This is a genomic window from Streptomyces sp. NRRL B-1347 (assembly GCF_000720325.1).
Classification (GTDB): Bacteria; Actinomycetota; Actinomycetes; order Streptomycetales; family Streptomycetaceae; genus Streptomyces.
In genome coordinates this window covers 106,758-121,929 of sequence record NZ_JOJM01000033.1, presented here as the reverse complement: position 1 = coordinate 121,929, position 15,172 = coordinate 106,758, and the positions used below count along the sequence as shown (strand labels likewise).

At 72.1% G+C, this 15,172-nt stretch carries 13 protein-coding genes, 1 tRNA gene and 1 riboswitch; of the genes, 7 read left to right on the top strand and 7 right to left on the bottom strand.

Going from position 1 to position 15,172, the window contains the following annotated elements; translation table 11 throughout:
* Positions 1–80 precede the first annotated feature (80 nt).
* From IG74_RS0126010 to IG74_RS0126000, 3 genes are all read right to left on the bottom strand, one after another.
* Positions 81–899, bottom strand: a complete 819-nt coding sequence (locus IG74_RS0126010) for a CbtA family protein (protein WP_078869034.1) — start codon at positions 897–899, stop codon at positions 81–83.
* 17 nt (positions 900–916) lie between these two features.
* Positions 917–1,144: a CbtB domain-containing protein gene (locus tag IG74_RS46260; RefSeq protein WP_037826069.1), complete on the bottom strand. Its 228-nt coding sequence runs from the start codon at positions 1,142–1,144 to the stop codon at positions 917–919.
* Positions 1,145–1,198: 54 nt separating this feature from the next.
* Positions 1,199–1,272: riboswitch (cobalamin riboswitch) on the bottom strand.
* Between the two features lie 457 nt (positions 1,273–1,729).
* Positions 1,730–2,551, bottom strand: a complete 822-nt coding sequence (locus IG74_RS0126000; RefSeq protein WP_234334455.1) for an ANTAR domain-containing protein — start codon at positions 2,549–2,551, stop codon at positions 1,730–1,732.
* 160 nt (positions 2,552–2,711) lie between these two features.
* On the opposite strand from IG74_RS0126000, the gene IG74_RS0125995 reads away from it, so the two are divergent.
* The gene (locus IG74_RS0125995) at positions 2,712–3,746 is read left to right on the top strand and encodes a glycoside hydrolase family 6 protein (RefSeq protein ID WP_037826067.1); all 1,035 of its coding nucleotides are present in this window, start codon (positions 2,712–2,714) and stop codon (positions 3,744–3,746) included.
* A 69-nt stretch (positions 3,747–3,815) separates the two neighbouring features.
* Here the strand turns inward: IG74_RS0125995 and IG74_RS0125990 are convergent, their stop codons facing one another.
* The 4 genes from IG74_RS0125990 to IG74_RS0125975 all read right to left on the bottom strand — a co-directional run bounded on the left by IG74_RS0125990 (position 3,816) and on the right by IG74_RS0125975 (position 8,919).
* Positions 3,816–5,753, bottom strand: a complete 1,938-nt coding sequence (locus IG74_RS0125990) for a kelch motif-containing protein (RefSeq protein WP_030682055.1) — start codon at positions 5,751–5,753, stop codon at positions 3,816–3,818.
* Positions 5,750–7,762 (bottom strand): glycosyltransferase family 2 protein, encoded by a 2,013-nt coding sequence (locus IG74_RS0125985; RefSeq protein WP_030682053.1) that lies wholly within the window; start codon positions 7,760–7,762, stop codon positions 5,750–5,752. The genes IG74_RS0125990 and IG74_RS0125985 overlap by 4 nt, the downstream gene beginning before the upstream one ends.
* 331 nt (positions 7,763–8,093) lie before the next feature.
* Entirely contained in the window at positions 8,094–8,807 is a 714-nt protein-coding gene (locus IG74_RS0125980) for a FadR/GntR family transcriptional regulator (RefSeq protein ID WP_030682051.1), read from the bottom strand.
* Positions 8,808–8,845: 38 nt separating this feature from the next.
* Positions 8,846–8,919: transfer RNA gene (locus IG74_RS0125975), tRNA-Lys, on the bottom strand.
* Between the two features lie 243 nt (positions 8,920–9,162).
* Here IG74_RS0125975 and IG74_RS0125970 point away from each other — a divergent pair.
* The 6 genes from IG74_RS0125970 (at position 9,163) to IG74_RS0125945 (ending at position 15,168) form a co-directional block, all read left to right on the top strand.
* A complete protein-coding gene (locus IG74_RS0125970; protein WP_030682046.1) occupies positions 9,163–10,470 on the top strand; it encodes a peptidoglycan-binding protein in 1,308 nt (435 codons plus the stop codon).
* 49 nt (positions 10,471–10,519) lie between these two features.
* The gene (locus tag IG74_RS0125965) at positions 10,520–11,707 is read left to right on the top strand and encodes an SPFH domain-containing protein (protein ID WP_030682044.1); all 1,188 of its coding nucleotides are present in this window, start codon (positions 10,520–10,522) and stop codon (positions 11,705–11,707) included.
* 300 nt (positions 11,708–12,007) lie between these two features.
* Positions 12,008–12,607, top strand: coding sequence for a lytic polysaccharide monooxygenase auxiliary activity family 9 protein (locus tag IG74_RS0125960; RefSeq protein ID WP_030682041.1), 600 nt, complete (start codon positions 12,008–12,010; stop codon positions 12,605–12,607).
* A gap of 117 nt (positions 12,608–12,724) precedes the next feature.
* Positions 12,725–13,261, top strand: a complete 537-nt coding sequence (locus tag IG74_RS0125955; protein ID WP_078869033.1) for a DUF3592 domain-containing protein — start codon at positions 12,725–12,727, stop codon at positions 13,259–13,261.
* A 24-nt stretch (positions 13,262–13,285) separates the two neighbouring features.
* Positions 13,286–14,536 (top strand): sensor histidine kinase, encoded by a 1,251-nt coding sequence (locus IG74_RS0125950; protein WP_030682037.1) that lies wholly within the window; start codon positions 13,286–13,288, stop codon positions 14,534–14,536.
* Complete coding sequence (locus IG74_RS0125945; protein ID WP_030682036.1) at positions 14,503–15,168, top strand: response regulator; 666 nt, start codon at positions 14,503–14,505, stop codon at positions 15,166–15,168. The genes IG74_RS0125950 and IG74_RS0125945 overlap by 34 nt, the downstream gene beginning before the upstream one ends.
* The last annotated feature ends 4 nt before the right edge of the window (positions 15,169–15,172 follow it).

Genomic DNA, 15,172 nt, shown 5'->3' with positions numbered 1-15,172 from the left:
GGCTCCGCCGCGTGGGCGCGACCCGCCACAGCGGCCCCGCAGCCGACCGACGGCCCGGCACGGCACATTCGGCGAAGCGCTCACGCCCCGGTTCTGGGGCGCAGGGCCCGCAGGCCGATGCCGCCGAAGACGGCCGCGAAGACCACCCACATCAGCACGTGCGACGCCAGCGACAGCATGCGGAAGTCCCACAGGAGCGTGGGGCTCACGGGCGTCGGGTCCGGGTTGTCCGGCAGCGCCCACAGCAGCGCCAGGACGGCGGCCGCCGTGCCCGCCGCCGCGAGCTGCCGCACCGGCTGCGACCGGGCGGCCAGGCGCACGTACACCTGCCAGACCAGGAACATGCCGAGCACGCTGATCACGACCGCCGCGACCCACATGGCCTGCCGGTCGCCCACCGTGCCGGAGTCGCCGACGCCCGGCGGCATCGCCGGATAGCGCAGGGCAGGGAAGAGGGAGATCGCGCAGAACGCGGCCGCGCAGAACGCGAGCGCCCGCGGCCAGGGGTCGGCACGCGGGGTGCGCCGGTGCACGAGCGCGTACGCCACGGCGAAGAGCATGCCGATCGCGAGGCCCGCCACGACCAGGGCGATGACCAGGCCCGCGTGCTGCGTCGAGCGGGAGAACAGCTCCTCGTGGTGCTGCACGGCCGCGCCGGCGTCGTGCTGCTCGTGCGCCTGCGAGCGGGCCTCCTCCGCGCGGATCGCCTTGTCCATCAGGGGCTCGGCGAGCAGCAGCGAGAAGAGCCCGGCCGCGAGCCCGCCCAGGCTCCCGGCCGCGAGTCCGCGGCCGAGCAGCGAGAGGACGGGGGACGAGGCCGCTGGGGAGGCGGCCGGAGCCGAAGTGCGGGGAGCGGTGAGGGGATTCGGGGAAGGGGGAGTTTCTGGGGACGCGGTCATGGTGCGTGCGGCCCCGATCAGTGGCAGGGGGCACCGAAGAGGTGCCTGCCGTCGTGCGCGAACTCGTGGAGGTAGTCGCCGGTCGCCGAGATCAGCGAGCCGTTGTCCATGAAGACGGCGTACAGGGTGATGAGCGCGAGGATCACGGCGCCCGCGGCGATCAGCCAGTCGCGGGTCTCGATGGTCGCGGACTGTATCGCGGCGGTGTCGGTGTGTGGTGCGGTGTGCGCAGCGGAAGCGGACATACCGTGGCTCTCCTTCTGGGGTTTCCACGCCCCATGGCAGGAGGACGACGGGTTCAGTTCCTGACTTCCCCGGGCGTGCGCCCGGGGTAACAGTGGCGGGACCGTCCCGGAGTCACACCGGGTTCCTGGCAACCGTCGCCTCGACGTATGGACTTGTCGCCGGGAGAGTCGCAGGTGGTCATGGACACTGTCAACCAGTCACCGCGCCCCCGAGGGCGCCGTGCGCGGGCGGCGTGCGCCCCGGAGCGGGCACGACCTGGCCCGGTCGACGACTCGCTCCCCCCGGAGACGCCGACCGGGCCGGTCCTCCACCGCGCGCGCTCGAGCTGCGGGAGGAACCCGGCGTCGGCGCGGGAGGCTTCGGATGGTCCATCGGTCGTGGAGTGCGCGGAACGTCCAGGAGTACGTGGGCACCCTGGCGGGCACCGCGTTCGGAACGCTCCGCTCCGGCCGGGGGCTTGGGCCGTCACCACGACTCTAGAGCGGAAGCCGACGTCGGCCTAGGGGAGTTTGACGCCAACTCACCTTTTGCCGCGGCTCGGTGAACTCCGCAGGTGGCGCGGGTGGGCGCCGGGCCGCGCCGCACTACGCGGGCGGTGCGTGCCCGTCCCGCAGCGTCGTGTCGTCGAGGGTCCCTTGGAGCACCATCCCGGCCACCGTGTCCATGATGAGGCGCTCCCTGCGCGCGTACCGCCGCATCGCGCCGAAGGCCGCGTCGGTCCCGGTCTGCCAGCGCTCGGCCAGTATTCCCTTGGCCTGCTCGATCCGGATGCGGCTGCTGAGCGCCGCCTGGAGCTGCCGCGAGAGAACGCGGCACTCGGCATAGGCGCGCTGGTTGTGCAGACCGGCGGCCGCGGCATCCGCGAGCGCCTGCGCGAGCCCCAATGCGCTCTCCTGTGCGCTGTCTTGGGGCGCCGGGCCCCCGTCCCCGTCGGCCCCGGGTGCCCCAGGCGCACCGGGCGGCCGCCGCTCAGCGGCGAAGACGTTGAGGACGCCGAAGACGCGCCCCCGCGCCCGCAGCGCCACCGCGAAGGCGACGTCGACGCCCCGCGCGGTCGCCCGGGCCGCGAACTCCGGCCAGCGGGCCCCCGCGTCCCGCGACGCGAGCAGGACCGGCCCCACGGGCTTGCCGGTGCCGAAGCAGTCGATGCAAGGGCCGCCCAGGTGCTGGGCTTCGAGCAGTTCGCGCGCGAGTGCTTCCCCGCGGCGGCTCGTGGCGATCCGCACCGCGTCCTCCGCGTCCGTGTACATCACGCCCGCGGCGAGCGCGTCCAGGAGCTCCGCGCACAGCTGGCTGACGCGGCCCAGGTGGAGGTCGGCGTCGAAGTCGTCGGCGACCGTGACCACGGTCTCGACGAGAGCGCGCGCCAGTCTGAGCTCCGGGGTGCGGTCCGGCATGGCCTGCATGGCCCTCTCCCTTTCGCCTCCCCCCAACCAGCTCGCCTACCCCGCTTCGGAAGGCTGTAACAGCTCTCCTACAGCTGCCGGGACGGGCTCTCCCGGCCTCGTGACGGGCACGTAGTTATGTCAGGATTGAGCACCGGACCGTGCGCCCAAGGGGGAGTGGATGTACCGCAAGAACACAGGTCGCGGACGGGGTTTCGCGGCCAGGGGGGTGTCGGCGGCGGTCGCGCTCACGGGGGCCGCGCTGCTGCTCGCGGGGTGCTCGTCCGACGGTGACGGGGACGGGGACGAAGCGACCCGTCCGGTGAAGCAACAGCCCAAGGACACCGACCCGTTCTGGGTCAACCCGGACGGGAACGCGGCCCGGCAGGTCGCCACGTACGAGAAGGACGGCAAGAAGGACGAGGCGGCGCGGATCCGGAAGATCGCCGAGCAGCCCGTCGGCGAGTGGATCGGCCCCGAGCAGCCCGAGGACGAGGCGCGCGGCTTCACCGAGGCGGCCGAGAAGGCCGACCGGGACGCGCTCCTCGTGCTCTACAACATCCCGCACCGCGACTGCGGCCAGTTCTCCAAGGGCGGCGCCGCCGACGGCAACGCGTACCGCGCGTGGATCGACGGGGTGGCCAAGGGCATCGGCGACCGCGCCGCCACGGTCGTCCTGGAGCCGGACGCGGTCCTGCACATGGTCGACAAGTGCACGCCCGAGGAGTTCCACGAGGAGCGCTACGACCTCCTCAAGGGCGCCATCACCAAGCTGAAGTCCCTGAAGAACACCAAGGTCTACCTGGACGCGGGGAACGCGGGCTGGTCGCACCCCGACGGTCTGTACGAGCCGCTGAAGCGCTCCGGCGTCGAGCAGGCCGACGGCTTCGCGGTGAACGTCTCCAACTTCCAGACCACCGAGGCCAGCGTGGCCTACGGCAAGACCCTCTCCGCCAAGGTCGGCGACAAGCCCTTCGTCATCGACACCAGCCGCAACGGGCGCGGGCCCTACACGGGCAAGGGCAAGGACCCTTGGTGCAACCCCCCGGGCCGGGCCCTGGGCAAGGCCCCCACCACCAAGACGGGCGACCCGTCGGTCGACGCGTACCTCTGGGTCAAGCGCCCTGGTGAGTCGGACGGGACCTGCCGTGGTGGCCCGCAGGCCGGGCAGTGGTGGCCCGAGTACGCACTCGGGCTCGCGAAGAACGCCTCTTGAGGAACGCGGGGAACTGCGGCTTTTCTGTGGCTGGTCGCGCAGTTCCCCGCGCCCCTCAGGGCACTCAACTCACGGCACGTGCACCCACCGGGCCTTGCTGGGGATGCCCTCCTTGTCCGTGACGAAGAGCATGTACCAGCCCGACTCCACCAGGCTCCGGTTCTTCGGCACGGTCACCGTGATCCCGTCGCCGGACTTCTTCAGGCCGAGGGCGATCGACGTCTGGTCGATGTCCGTGACGTGGGTGGTGGCCGAGGGCCGGATCAGCCGGGCGGACTTGATGGACGCGGCGTCCTTGGTGAGGAACGTGCCGGACGCGCCCCGCTTCAGGGCCTTGGGGCCGGCCCCGAGCGCGGGCTGGTCGCCGTGGTACAGGTACGGCGGCGTGTAGATCTCCACCCGCTGCTCGAAGCTGCCCGGCTTGGTGTTGGCCTTGTCGGCGTACAGCGAGTCCGAGCCGAAGAACATCACGCGGCCGTCGGGCAGCAGGATCGAGCCGGAGTGGTAGTTGCGGCCCACGTGCGGGTCGGCGACCTTGTCGAGGGTGTTCTTGCGCGGGTCGTACAGGCGGGCCTCGTGGACGTTGGAGTCGCCGCGGCCGCGGTAGTCCTCGGAGCCGCCGGAGATCAGCACGGAGTCGTCGGGCAGCACCGACGCCTGCGGGTAACGGGTGCCCCTGCCCAGCTCAGGGCCGTCCGTGAAGCGCGGGCTCCGGTCCTTCAGGTCGACGATGCGGGTCTTCTTGGAGGCCTTCGTGGACTCGCCGACGCCACCGCCGCCGACGACCATGTAGCGCTGGTCCTGCGCGGGCGGCAGCTCGACCGTGTTGGAGGTCTCCAGGAGGTCCGGGTCGCTCATGCCCGGGATCTTCTTGAACTTGTTGGTCGCCAGGTCCCAGACGCCCGGGTCACGGCCGACGTCGGCGGGGCCGTAGCCCGCGTTCGAACCGGAGTAGAAGAGCTTGCCGTTCGCCATCTGGAAGATCGCCGGATAGGTCGGGAACTGCCGGACGCCCTTGGTGTACGTCCACTTCTTCGTCTTCGGGTCGTACACCTCGTTCTTGCCCGGCACCAGCTGGCCGATCTCGTCGAGGCCGGACAGGGAGAGCACCTTGCCGTCGGTGAGCGTGGTCAGCGTGGGGTACCAGCGGGCCTCGTTCATCGGGTCGACCTTGATGTACTTCTCGGCGACCGGGTCGAACTCGAAGGTGTCCTTGATGCCCTGGAAGTCCTTCTTGTCGAGGGCGAGCTTCTGCGCGATGCCGTACGTGTTGCGGGCGTCGGCGCCGTTCAGGCCCTGCACGCGGTAGTTGTCCTGGGTGCCGGTCTCGTACTTGGCGCCGCTCGCCTGCGCCTCCACGTAGATGCGGCCGAGGCCCGGGTCGTTGCGCAGGAACGCGCCGGTCTGCTTGTCGAAGACCTTCTTCGCGCGCTCGACGACGACCGGGTCCTTCGAGACGAAGGTCTTGCCGTTCTTCTTGCCGGTGAACTTGGTGCCCGCGGGCAGCGTGATCGGCCGGTCCGGGTTCTCGTTGTGCACGATCATCAGGCCGCCGGCCTTGGTGACGTCGCCCTTGAGCTTCTCGTACCGCTTGGTGCCGCCCGCGATGAGCAGCTTGCCGTCGGCGAGCTGGGTGTGGCCGGTGCAGAACAGGTCCGTCGGCGTCGGGATCTTCTTGATGGTGTTCTTCTCGGGGTCCCAGAGCCGGGTGTCGAACTTCTTCTCGTCGAAGTTCTTCTGGTTGTTGCCCGAGCCCGCCACCATCAGGATCTTGCCGGTGTGCAGGAGCGACGCGTGGATCGTGTTCTGCCGGTACTCCTCGGGGAACTCGACGACCTTCCAGTGGCCGTTCGCCGCCTTGTACTCGGGCTTGTTGATCTTGTAGTTGTGGTACTTCTCGGAGCCCACGCGCCACAGCCAGGGGCCGTTCATGCCGGCCAGCGCCAGCACCACCGCGGTGCCTATGGCTATCCGGCGGGCGCGGCGGCGGCTGGAGGGGTCTCTCATGTGTCGTGGCTCCCGAGGGCGATCTGCATGGTGTCGTCATTCGAAGCGGCCGACGCGCTCGGCGCCGGCGCGGCGGCCGAGGGGTTCGCGGCCCAGCTGGGCTTCTGCTGCGGCGCGTGCGCGCCCGGCTGCGCGTGCGGGGGCGCGCTGTGCGGCGCGAACTGCCGGGCGGGCAGCGTCTGCTGCTCCGGCACCCGGGGCCCGCCCTCCGCGGGTGTCGGCGGCTTCTTCCGCTCCTGCCGCATGCCGTGCCGCCAGGCGAAGATCGGCGAGGCGGTGACGAGGAGCGCGAAGGTGGCCCAGATGATCATTGCCGGGTGCGCGTGGTCGTACACGTACGCCGCCGCGATGGAGCCGGCGAAGACCAGGATGAAGAACAGGTGGATGCGGAACGTGCCGAACAGCGTGTCCGGGCTCGCCGAGTCGCCCTTGGGCGTGACCACGAAGCTGCTCTTGCGGCGCAGCGCGGCGTCCAGGAGGGAGCGCGCGTAGATCGGGGCCGAGAGCGCCGACATCACCATGCCCGCGATGCCGCCGGAGCCCTCGGGCTCGTGCGGCGAGACGTTGTGGCGGCGGTTCCAGATGTACAGGCCGATCTGGAGCGCGGACGCGTTGCCGTACAGCATGAGCCAGATGGTCGGGTCGATGTTCACGCCGGAGGCGCCGAGGCCCAGGAACAGGGCGCAGCTGAGGGCCGCGAGGATCCAGTTCAGGGCGGACATCGGGTAGAAGATGACCATCATCGTGTAGTTGAAGAGCCGCCCGGGCGGCAGCGAGAACGGTGCCTTCCAGAACTGCTTGAGGATGGTCTCGTACGTGCCGCGCGACCAGCGGAGCTGCTGGGTGAAGAAGTCCGTCCAGGCGTTGGGGCCCTCGCCGACGGCGAGCACGTCCGGGGTGTAGACGGACTTCCACTTCTTTCCGGTGGCCGGGTTCTTGTGGCGGTGGATCTCGAAGCCCGTCGCCATGTCCTCGGTGATCGAGTCGTACAGGCCGCCGATCTGCTTGAGGGCCTTGATCCGCACCGCGTTGGAGGTGCCGACGAACATGGGCGAGCCGTAGGCGTTGCCCGCGCGCTGGATCAGGGCGTGGAAGAGGAACTGCTGGGACTCGGCGGCCTTGGTGACGAACGTGTCGTAGTTGCCGTAGACCTGCGGGCCGATGACGAAGCCGACGTCCGGGTCGCGGAAGAAGCCGAGCATCCGCTCCAGGTAGTTGGGCATCGGGACGTGGTCGGTGTCCACGGACGCGAAGTAGTCGTAGTCGTCGCCGTGCGCGTCCAGCCAGGCGTTGTAGTTGCCGTGCTTGGTCTTGGCGCGGTGCGGGCCCTTGGCCTGGTTCCACTTCGCGATGCCCTTGCGGGAGAAGTGGTGCACGCCCAGGCGTGCGCAGACGGCCTTGACCTCGGGGTCGTCGCCCTCGTCGAGCAGCCATACGTGCAGCAGCCCGCGGTGGCGCAATCTCACCGCTGCTTCGAGCGTCTTCGTCACCATCTCGATCGGCTCCTTGCCGGGCACGAACGAGGTGAGGAAGGCGACGCGGGTGCCGGTCTCGGGCACGACGGGGACCGGGTCGCGGGCGACGAGCGTGGCGTGGGCGTTCGACAGGACGTTCATGCAGCGGAAGAACTCGATCAAGCCGATCGAGACGAGCATGACGACGTCGAGCACGGGCAGGAAGTCATACGCGGGGTAGTCGCGCTCCGTCCAGTGCTCGGGCTGGAGCAGCCAGGCGAGCAGGACGAGGGAGAGCAGCGGCGCCGCGCCGAGCATGAGGGCCGCGCGTATCCGGTGCGGCTCCTGGGAGAGCAGGGAGCGGTACTGGACCTTGTAGGGCTTCGTCGGGTCCGGCTGGGTGAGGGGCCCCGCCAGGCGGCTGTAGTGCTCGTAGTCGTAGCGCGGCAGCGATTTCTTGATGCGTCTCAGGCCGCCCGTCCGGTGCGAGAGCACGCGCAGCTGGGTGGTCTGGGACGGGTCGCCCTGCCGCTCGCCCGGTGGCGTCGACGTCATGAGTCATCCCCCCGCACGCGGCTCTCCGCGTGGTCGTCGGTCCTTTCGCCCGCGGCGGTCCCCCTCGACCTGCGCGAGCGCATCAAGTGGTGGGCCACCCCTCGCCAGGACAGCGAAACGTGGCCTTCCGGTTGCATGATGCCCCCCTTGGCATCCGTTCATGAACGCGGGGACCCCCTGTCCCGGTGTTCATGAGGACTCTCGTCGCACGGGCGGCGTCCAGGCCCCCAACTGCCCCGCGTCGCGCGCCCCGTGAGAGCCGAGGCTTCAGCGAGCCTCCCGCCAGGGTTCTATGCGCCCTTGCATGATCGCAAGAGTGAAAGCAAGGAGTTTACCGGTCATGTGTGGTGCTGGGGGCCACTGTTGAGGCGGGCGCGCTCAAACGGGTACGAATGTTGCCGAAGTGTTCGCGTATGGCCCGTTCGGCGCGCAGGACGTCCGACGAGCGCACCGCGTCGAGGATCTCGCGGTGCTGGCGGCAGGTGATCTTCGGGTCCCGCGGTACGTCGACGAGGTCGGTGCGGACCCGGTGGAAGGCGTCCCAGAACGCCTCCAGGACCTCGCCGAGGAGCCGGTTGCCGAGGCAGCGGTAGAGCGTGGCGTGGAAGGCGCGGTCGGTCTCGGCGCGGACCTCGCCGCCGGGCCCCGCGGCCTCGGCGTCCATGCGGTCCACGAGCGCGTCGAGCTCGGCCAGGTCGGCGGCCGGCAGGGAGCCCGCGAGGCGCGCGATGAGCCCGGTCTCGACGGCCTCGCGCAGCTCCAGGAGCTGGAGCAGGCTGTCCTCGCCGCGGTAGTGCCCGGCGACGGTGCGGAAGGTGAGGCCCTCGATCATCGGCGCCACCGACATCGGCCCGACGTAGGTGCCGAAGCCGTGCCGGATCTCGACGATGCCCATGGCCTGGAGCGCCTTGAGCGCCTCGCGCACCGAGTTCCGGCTGACCCCGAGGTGCTCCATCAGCTCCGGCTCGGTCGGCAGCACGGAGCCGGAGGGCAGCCGCTGATCGATGATGAGTTTCTTGATCCGCTCCTGGATGTCCCGCGCCATGGCGCAACCGTAGCGGCAGAACCTCGCCATCGTCATCGTGCGCCGCCAGGGACTCGAACCCCGGACCCGCTGATTAAGAGTCAGCTGCTCTAACCAACTGAGCTAGCGGCGCCTGCTGACAGAGATAACTCTACCGGACGTTCGAGGGTGCTCATGACCACTGAGTGGCCGGGGGTGCCTTCGCCTGGCGGGGCGGGTGGATCGGGAGGGAGGGCTTTACCGGGCCCCCTCCATCATTCGGACCGTCAACATGCGATATCTCCGGACAGTTGGAAAACTGACGGATATGCAGATGCGCGGACAATCCTGGCCGGGGGCCTTCCCCGGACATCCCGGCGGATGTGAGGGGAATCGCATGGAGGCCGCTCCGGCATTCGAGGAATTCAAGCCCGCGAGCGACTGCGAGTGCCCGGGATGCGTGTACTGGCGGCGGGCCGGGATGCACGCGCTGCCGCCGGGGCGCGGCGGCCACCCGGCTGCGCACGGCGCCCGCCGGGCCCTGGTCCTCGCGGCCGCGGCGGGCTCCGTGCTCGGCCCCGGCCAGGCTCTGCCCGCGGCCGCGACTCCGGCACCGGAGTCGTTTCCGCAGGTGGGATCCGGTGCGGCAGCCCCGAACGGGGGCGACCCCGACACCCCGCAGGGCAGGCAGAGCCCGCTGCACGGGACCAGTGCCCACGGGGCGCAGCTGCGCACCACCACCCGGGCCGAGATCATCGGCAGGGCCAAGCGGTGGGTGGACGCGCGGGTGCCGTACAACCTGCGGAGTTTCTGGGCGGACGGCTACCGGCAGGACTGCTCGGGCTTTGTCTCGATGGCCTGGAATCTCGGCGGGAACGAATGGACGGGCACGCTCGACCAGTACGGGACGCGCGTCTCGAAGGCCGACCTCGAACCGGGGGACATTCTCCTGTTCCACAATCCGGCGAACCCGGAGAGGGGCTCGCACGTGACGATTTTCGGCGGCTGGGCGGACTCCACGCGCACCTCCTATCTCGCCTATGAGCAGGCGCGGCCGTACACCCGCAAGAAGGCCACGCCCTACGCGTACTGGAAGGACGCGGACCGCTACCGGGCCTACCGGTACAAGGGGCTGCGGGCGCCGGGCCCGGCCGGTGCCACCCCGGCGGCGCCCGGGCGCTACCCCGGCGCGCGCTCCTTCGGCCCCGGTGCGCACAACGCGCACGTCACCCGGCTCGGGCGGCTCCTCGTCGCCCGGGGCGGCGCCCATTACTACCGCTCGGGTCCTGGACCCCGCTGGGGCGACGCCGACCGCAGGGCGACCCGGGCGTTCCAGCGGGCGCAGGGCTGGACGGGCGCGGACGCGGACGGCATTCCGGGCCCGCTGACCTGGTCGTACCTGGTCACGGGCAAGGGCCGGGACATTCCCGGCGGACGCGGGACCGGGGCCGGGGGCGGGCAGGGCGTGCCCGCGTTCCCCGGCAAGGGTCACTTCCGGCCGGGGCAGAGCAACGCGTACGTCGAGCGGCTCGGGCGGCAGCTCGTGCGCAAGGGCTTCGGCAAGTACTACGCGGTCGGGCCCGGGCCGCGCTGGGGCGAGGCGGACCGCAGGGCGGTCGAGGCCTTCCAGCGGGCGCAGGGCTGGCGGGGCGGCGCGGCCGACGGGGTCCCGGGGCCCGAGACGTGGCGGCGGCTGTTCCGGTGAGGGGCCCGCGCGCGGCGGGGAACCCATGGCGGAGGCGACGGAGGCAGAGATGAGCACGACGACAGAGCGGTCCCCGGAGTCGGACGAAGGCCGGGGGCGCGGCGGCGCGGCGGGTGCCGCGGGCCGTCCGCCCCGCCTCATCCACAGCGAGGCCACCACGGAGATCCCCGTCCATCTGCTGTTCCGCGACGATCCGCGGGATCCGGTGGGGGTGGCGCTGCCCGCCGGGGTGGTGCGCGGCGGTGCGGCGCGCCCCCGCGTGGAGCCGGGGGTCCGGGCGGAGGCGGGGCGGGCATCGGTGCCGCTGCCGCCGCCGGTGCCTGGGATCGACCCGGACCTCGCCGAGCGGCGCGCCCGGGTGCTGCCCGGCGCGGTCGGGGTGCTCGCCGGTGGCGTGGGCGCGGCGGGGTGCGTGCTCGCGCTGTGGTGGGCCGGGGTGCTGCCCCGGGCCCTGCCCGGGGCGGCGGGCCGGGCGGGGGCGCCGGGGATCGGGGCCGCGCAGTGGGCGGTGCTGGCCGGGGCCGGGGCGCTCGCCCTGTTCGGCTTCGGCGGGCTCGCGCGCGGCCGGGTCGGCGGGGCGTGGGTCCTGACCCTGTTCGGCAGGTACCGGGGGAGCGTGCGGCGGACCGGGCTGCTGTGGGTGAACCCGTTGCTGCTGCGGCGCCGCGTCGACGTGCGCCTTCGGCACTGGCGCAGCGAGCCGATGGCCGCCGTGGACCGCTCCGGCGTGGCGCTGCGGGTGGTGGTGCTCGTGGTGTGGCGGGTCAAGGACACCGCGCGGGCCGCGCTCGCCGTCGCGGACCACCAGGAGTACCTGCGCGAGTGCGTGGAGGCGACGGCCGCCCGCGTCCTGTCGCGGCTGCCCGCGGACGCCTTCCACGACGGGTCCCGGGGCGCGGCCGACGGCGGCCCGACGCTGCGGGACGCGGAGGCCGTCGGCGAGGCCCTGACGCGGGCCCTCGCCGCGCAGGCGGAGCCGGTGGGGATCGAGGTCTTCTCCGTACAGCCGACGCGGATCGAGTACGCGCCGGAGGTGGCGGCCGCGATGCACCGGCGCGGGATCGCCGCGCTCGACGCGCGGCACCGTGACAGCGTGCTCACGTCGGTGGTCGACTCCGTCGAGGACACGGTGGCCCGCCTCACCACGCGCGGCCTGGTCGAGCTCGACGACTACGAGCGCAAGGCGCTGGTGAAGGATCTGACGGTGGCGTTCTACACGGGGCACGGAGAACGCTGATCGCCGGTCGGCTGCTGCTCGACCGCTGGTCTCCGGCCGGATCTCGCGGCCCCCGACGGCGGTGAACCCGTCGCGACTTCGCGGAGTCGGTGCGATCGGATCGTCTCCACGATTGGTATGGACATGTTCAACTACCCGCAATAATCTGGGACTTGGTCTAGACCGCACGTCCCCACAGGTTCAGACCATGCGAATCGCATCCCGTGTGACGACGGCACCACCCGTCACGCGGCAGCTCAGCACGACCGTAAGCGCGCGCACGGCTCACAGAACTGCCCCCACGTTGTTCAGGAGCGCAGCATGCGAAACAAGTTGTCCGCCGCCATGCTCGGGATGGCGACGGTCGGAGCCTTCGTGCTCTCGACCGGCGGCGCCAGCAGCCATGGCTACACCGACCTGCCAGCAAGCCGTCAGATCAACTGCGCCAAGGGCGTGGTGACCGGCTGCGGCTCCATACAGTACGAACCGCAGAGCGTCGAAGGCCCCAAGGGCTTCCCGGCGGGCGGTCCCGCCGACGGCAAGCTCTGTTCCGCCGGGCTCGCCGGCTTCAGCTCGCTCAACAAGGCGACGCAGCCGAACGGCAACGCCTGGCCCACGACGAAGGTGTCGGGCGGCCAGAGCTACTCCTTCCGCTGGCAGTTCACCGCGCGGCACCGCACCACGGACTTCCGGTACTACATCACCAAGCAGGGCTGGAACGAGAGCCAGCCCCTGACGAGGGCGGCGCTCGACACCCAGCCGTTCCTCACCGTCCCGTACAACGCCCAGCAGCCGCCCGCGACCCTGTCGCACAGCGGCACGATCCCGAGCGGCCGCAGCGGCCACCACGTGATCCTCGCCGTCTGGACGATCGCGGACACGGGCAACGCGTTCTACGCCTGCTCGGACGTCACCTTCTGACACCTCCGGCCGCTGGTTCAGAGGTTGTCCTGAGGATCTCCACCACCCCCCACGGGTAGGTTCTGCGCACGCCGTACGTGACCACTACGGCGTGCGCGGGATTTATCGGGGGCCCTCATGGAAGCGATGTTCTACGTCGTACCGGCGCTCATGGCGGGCATAGCCCTCGTCATGGCGGCCGCGATCATCAGGCGTTCGGCAGAGATGCGGCGCGCCTGGCGCAGCGGCCTGACCGCCGAGGCGCGCTGTCTGCGCACCTACACGACGACCTCCGGGCACGGCGACGACCACCACGTGTCCACGACCCTGCACCACGTCTACGAGTTCGTCACCCGCGACGGCCGCACGGTCCGCTTCGAGGAGGAGAACGGCCCGGGGACGGTCATCGAGGGCGACGTCGTGACCGTGTACTACGCCCCGGAGCGGCCCGAGCGGGCGACCGCGCACGCGCCGCGCCCGGTCGCCAACACGCTGGGCACGGTCGCCGTGCTCGGCTTCCTCGGCCTGATCGTCGTCTTCTGCCTGTTCTTCGTCACGGGGGTGCACGCCGCCTTCGACGACTTCGGCTGGGGCGACGGCCTGAGCGTCGACGACGACCCGGGCCCCGACGTGCCCTGGGACGAAGTCCCGGAGCAGGGCCCCGACGTGCCCTGAGCGGGCTGCGGTTAGCGTGACCGCGTGAAGCACCGGTGGAGGGCCGCGGCCTACGTCGTCTCCGGGGCCGCGGTGGGGGCACCCCTCCTCGTCGCCCTGGCCGGCGGCCTCGCCCTGGGCCTGGCCGCCAGCCTCGTCGTCGTGGGCATCCCCCTGCTCGCCCTGCTCGCGCTCGCGGGCGTGCCCGTCGGGGCCCTGGAGCGCCGCCGGGCCCTGCTCGTGCGGCCGGGCCCCGTGGCCAGCCCGCACCGCACCCCCGACGCCCCCGGCCTCGCGGCCTGGCTGCGGCTGCGCGTGCGGGAGCAGGCGACCTGGCGGGAGCTGGCGTACGCCGTCCTGATGGCCTGCGTGCTGTGGCCCCTCGACCTGGCGGTGGCCGCCTGCACCCTCGGGCTGCCCCTCGCCCTGGCCGCCGCGCCCGCCCAACTCGCGCTCACCGGCGGCCCCGACGGCGGCGGCGTACGGCCCGCCAAGCTGTGGTTCGTCGAGTCGTACCCGGCGGCCTGCGGCACCGCCGCGCTCGGCCTGCTGCTGCTCGCCGTCCTGCTGTACCCGCTCGGCGCGTACGCCGCCGCCCGCGCCGCCGTCGCCCAACTCCTCCTCGCCCCGCGCGAGGCCGAGACGGAGGCGCGGCTCGCCGAGGTGACCCGGTCCAGGGCCCGGCTCGTCGCCGCCTTCGAGGCCGAACGCCGCCGGGTGGAGCGGGACCTGCACGACGGGGCGCAGCAGCGGCTCGTCGCCCTGAGCATGGGCCTCGGCCTCGCCCGCCTCGACGCCGAGCCGGGCAGCCCGCTCGCCGACCGGCTCGCCGCGGCCCACGAGGAGGCCGACCGGGTCCTTGCCGAACTGCGCGAGCTGATCCGGGGCATCCACCCGCGCGTCCTCGCCGACTACGGCCTCGCGGCCGCCGTCGAGGACGCCGCCGACCGCTCGCCCGTGCCCGTGGACACCGACGCGGACCTGCCCCGGCTGCCCGAACCCGTCGAGTCCGGCGCGTACTTCGCCGTGCGCGAGGCCCTCGCCAACGTCGCCCGGCACAGCGGCGCCGCACGCGCCGAGGTCCACGCCCGGTACGCGGACGGCGCCCTGCGCGTACGGGTGCGCGACGACGGGTGCGGCGGCGCCGACCCCGCGCGCGGCACCGGTCTGACCGGGCTCGCCGACCGCCTCGCCGTCCTCGATGGCACACTGACCGTCACCAGTCCGCCCGGCGGGCCGACCGTCCTGTCCCTGGAGATCCCGTGCGACCCGATGCCGCCCGCGCCCGCCGCGTAGTCCTCGCCGAGGACAGCGTGTTGCTGCGCGAGGGCCTCGTCGGGGTGCTCACCCGCTTCGGGCACGAGGTGGTCGCGGCGGTCGGTGACGCGGACGCGCTGCGCCGGGCCGTGGCGGAGCACGGTCCTGACGTCGTCGTCACCGACGTGCGGATGCCGCCGGGCTTCCAGGACGAGGGCCTGCGCGCCGCGCTCGCCCTGCGCGCCGAACGGCCGGACCTGCCGGTCCTCGTGCTCAGCCAGTACGTACAGCGGTCGTACGCAGCCGAGTTGTTGGACACCGGCGACGGCGGCGGGGTCGGCTATCTGCTCAAGGACCGGGTCGGACAGGTCGAGCAGTTCGTGGACGCCTTCACCCGGGTCGCCGACGGCGGCACGGTCGTGGACCCGGAAGTCGTACGGCAGTTGCTGCGGCGCAGACGCGACCCCCTGGAGCGGCTGACGCCGCGCGAGCGCGAGGTGCTCGCCCTGGTCGCGGAGGGCAGGTCCAACGCCGCCATCGCCGCCGAACTCGTGGTCACGGAGGCCGCCGTGGGCAAGCACATCGGCAACATCCTCGGCAAGCTCGACCTGCCCGTCACCGACGGCACGCACCGGCGGGTGCTCGCCGTGCTCGCGTATCTGCGGGCCTGACTAC

Coding starts and splice junctions, on each gene's coding strand:
- IG74_RS46260 (WP_037826069.1), bottom strand. CDS start 1,144: ATGTCCGCTTCCGCTGCGCACACCGCACCACACACCGACACCGCCGCG.
- IG74_RS0125990 (WP_030682055.1), bottom strand. CDS start 5,753: ATGAGAGACCCCTCCAGCCGCCGCCGCGCCCGCCGGATAGCCATAGGC.
- IG74_RS0126000 (WP_234334455.1), bottom strand. CDS start 2,551: ATGCAGGCCATGCCGGACCGCACCCCGGAGCTCAGACTGGCGCGCGCT.
- IG74_RS0125980 (WP_030682051.1), bottom strand. CDS start 8,807: ATGGCGCGGGACATCCAGGAGCGGATCAAGAAACTCATCATCGATCAG.
- IG74_RS0125985 (WP_030682053.1), bottom strand. CDS start 7,762: ATGACGTCGACGCCACCGGGCGAGCGGCAGGGCGACCCGTCCCAGACC.
- IG74_RS0125970 (WP_030682046.1), top strand. CDS start 9,163: ATGGAGGCCGCTCCGGCATTCGAGGAATTCAAGCCCGCGAGCGACTGC.
- IG74_RS0125965 (WP_030682044.1), top strand. CDS start 10,520: ATGAGCACGACGACAGAGCGGTCCCCGGAGTCGGACGAAGGCCGGGGG.
- IG74_RS0125955 (WP_078869033.1), top strand. CDS start 12,725: ATGGAAGCGATGTTCTACGTCGTACCGGCGCTCATGGCGGGCATAGCC.
- IG74_RS0126010 (WP_078869034.1), bottom strand. CDS start 899: ATGACCGCGTCCCCAGAAACTCCCCCTTCCCCGAATCCCCTCACCGCT.
- IG74_RS0125960 (WP_030682041.1), top strand. CDS start 12,008: ATGCGAAACAAGTTGTCCGCCGCCATGCTCGGGATGGCGACGGTCGGA.
- IG74_RS0125995 (WP_037826067.1), top strand. CDS start 2,712: ATGTACCGCAAGAACACAGGTCGCGGACGGGGTTTCGCGGCCAGGGGG.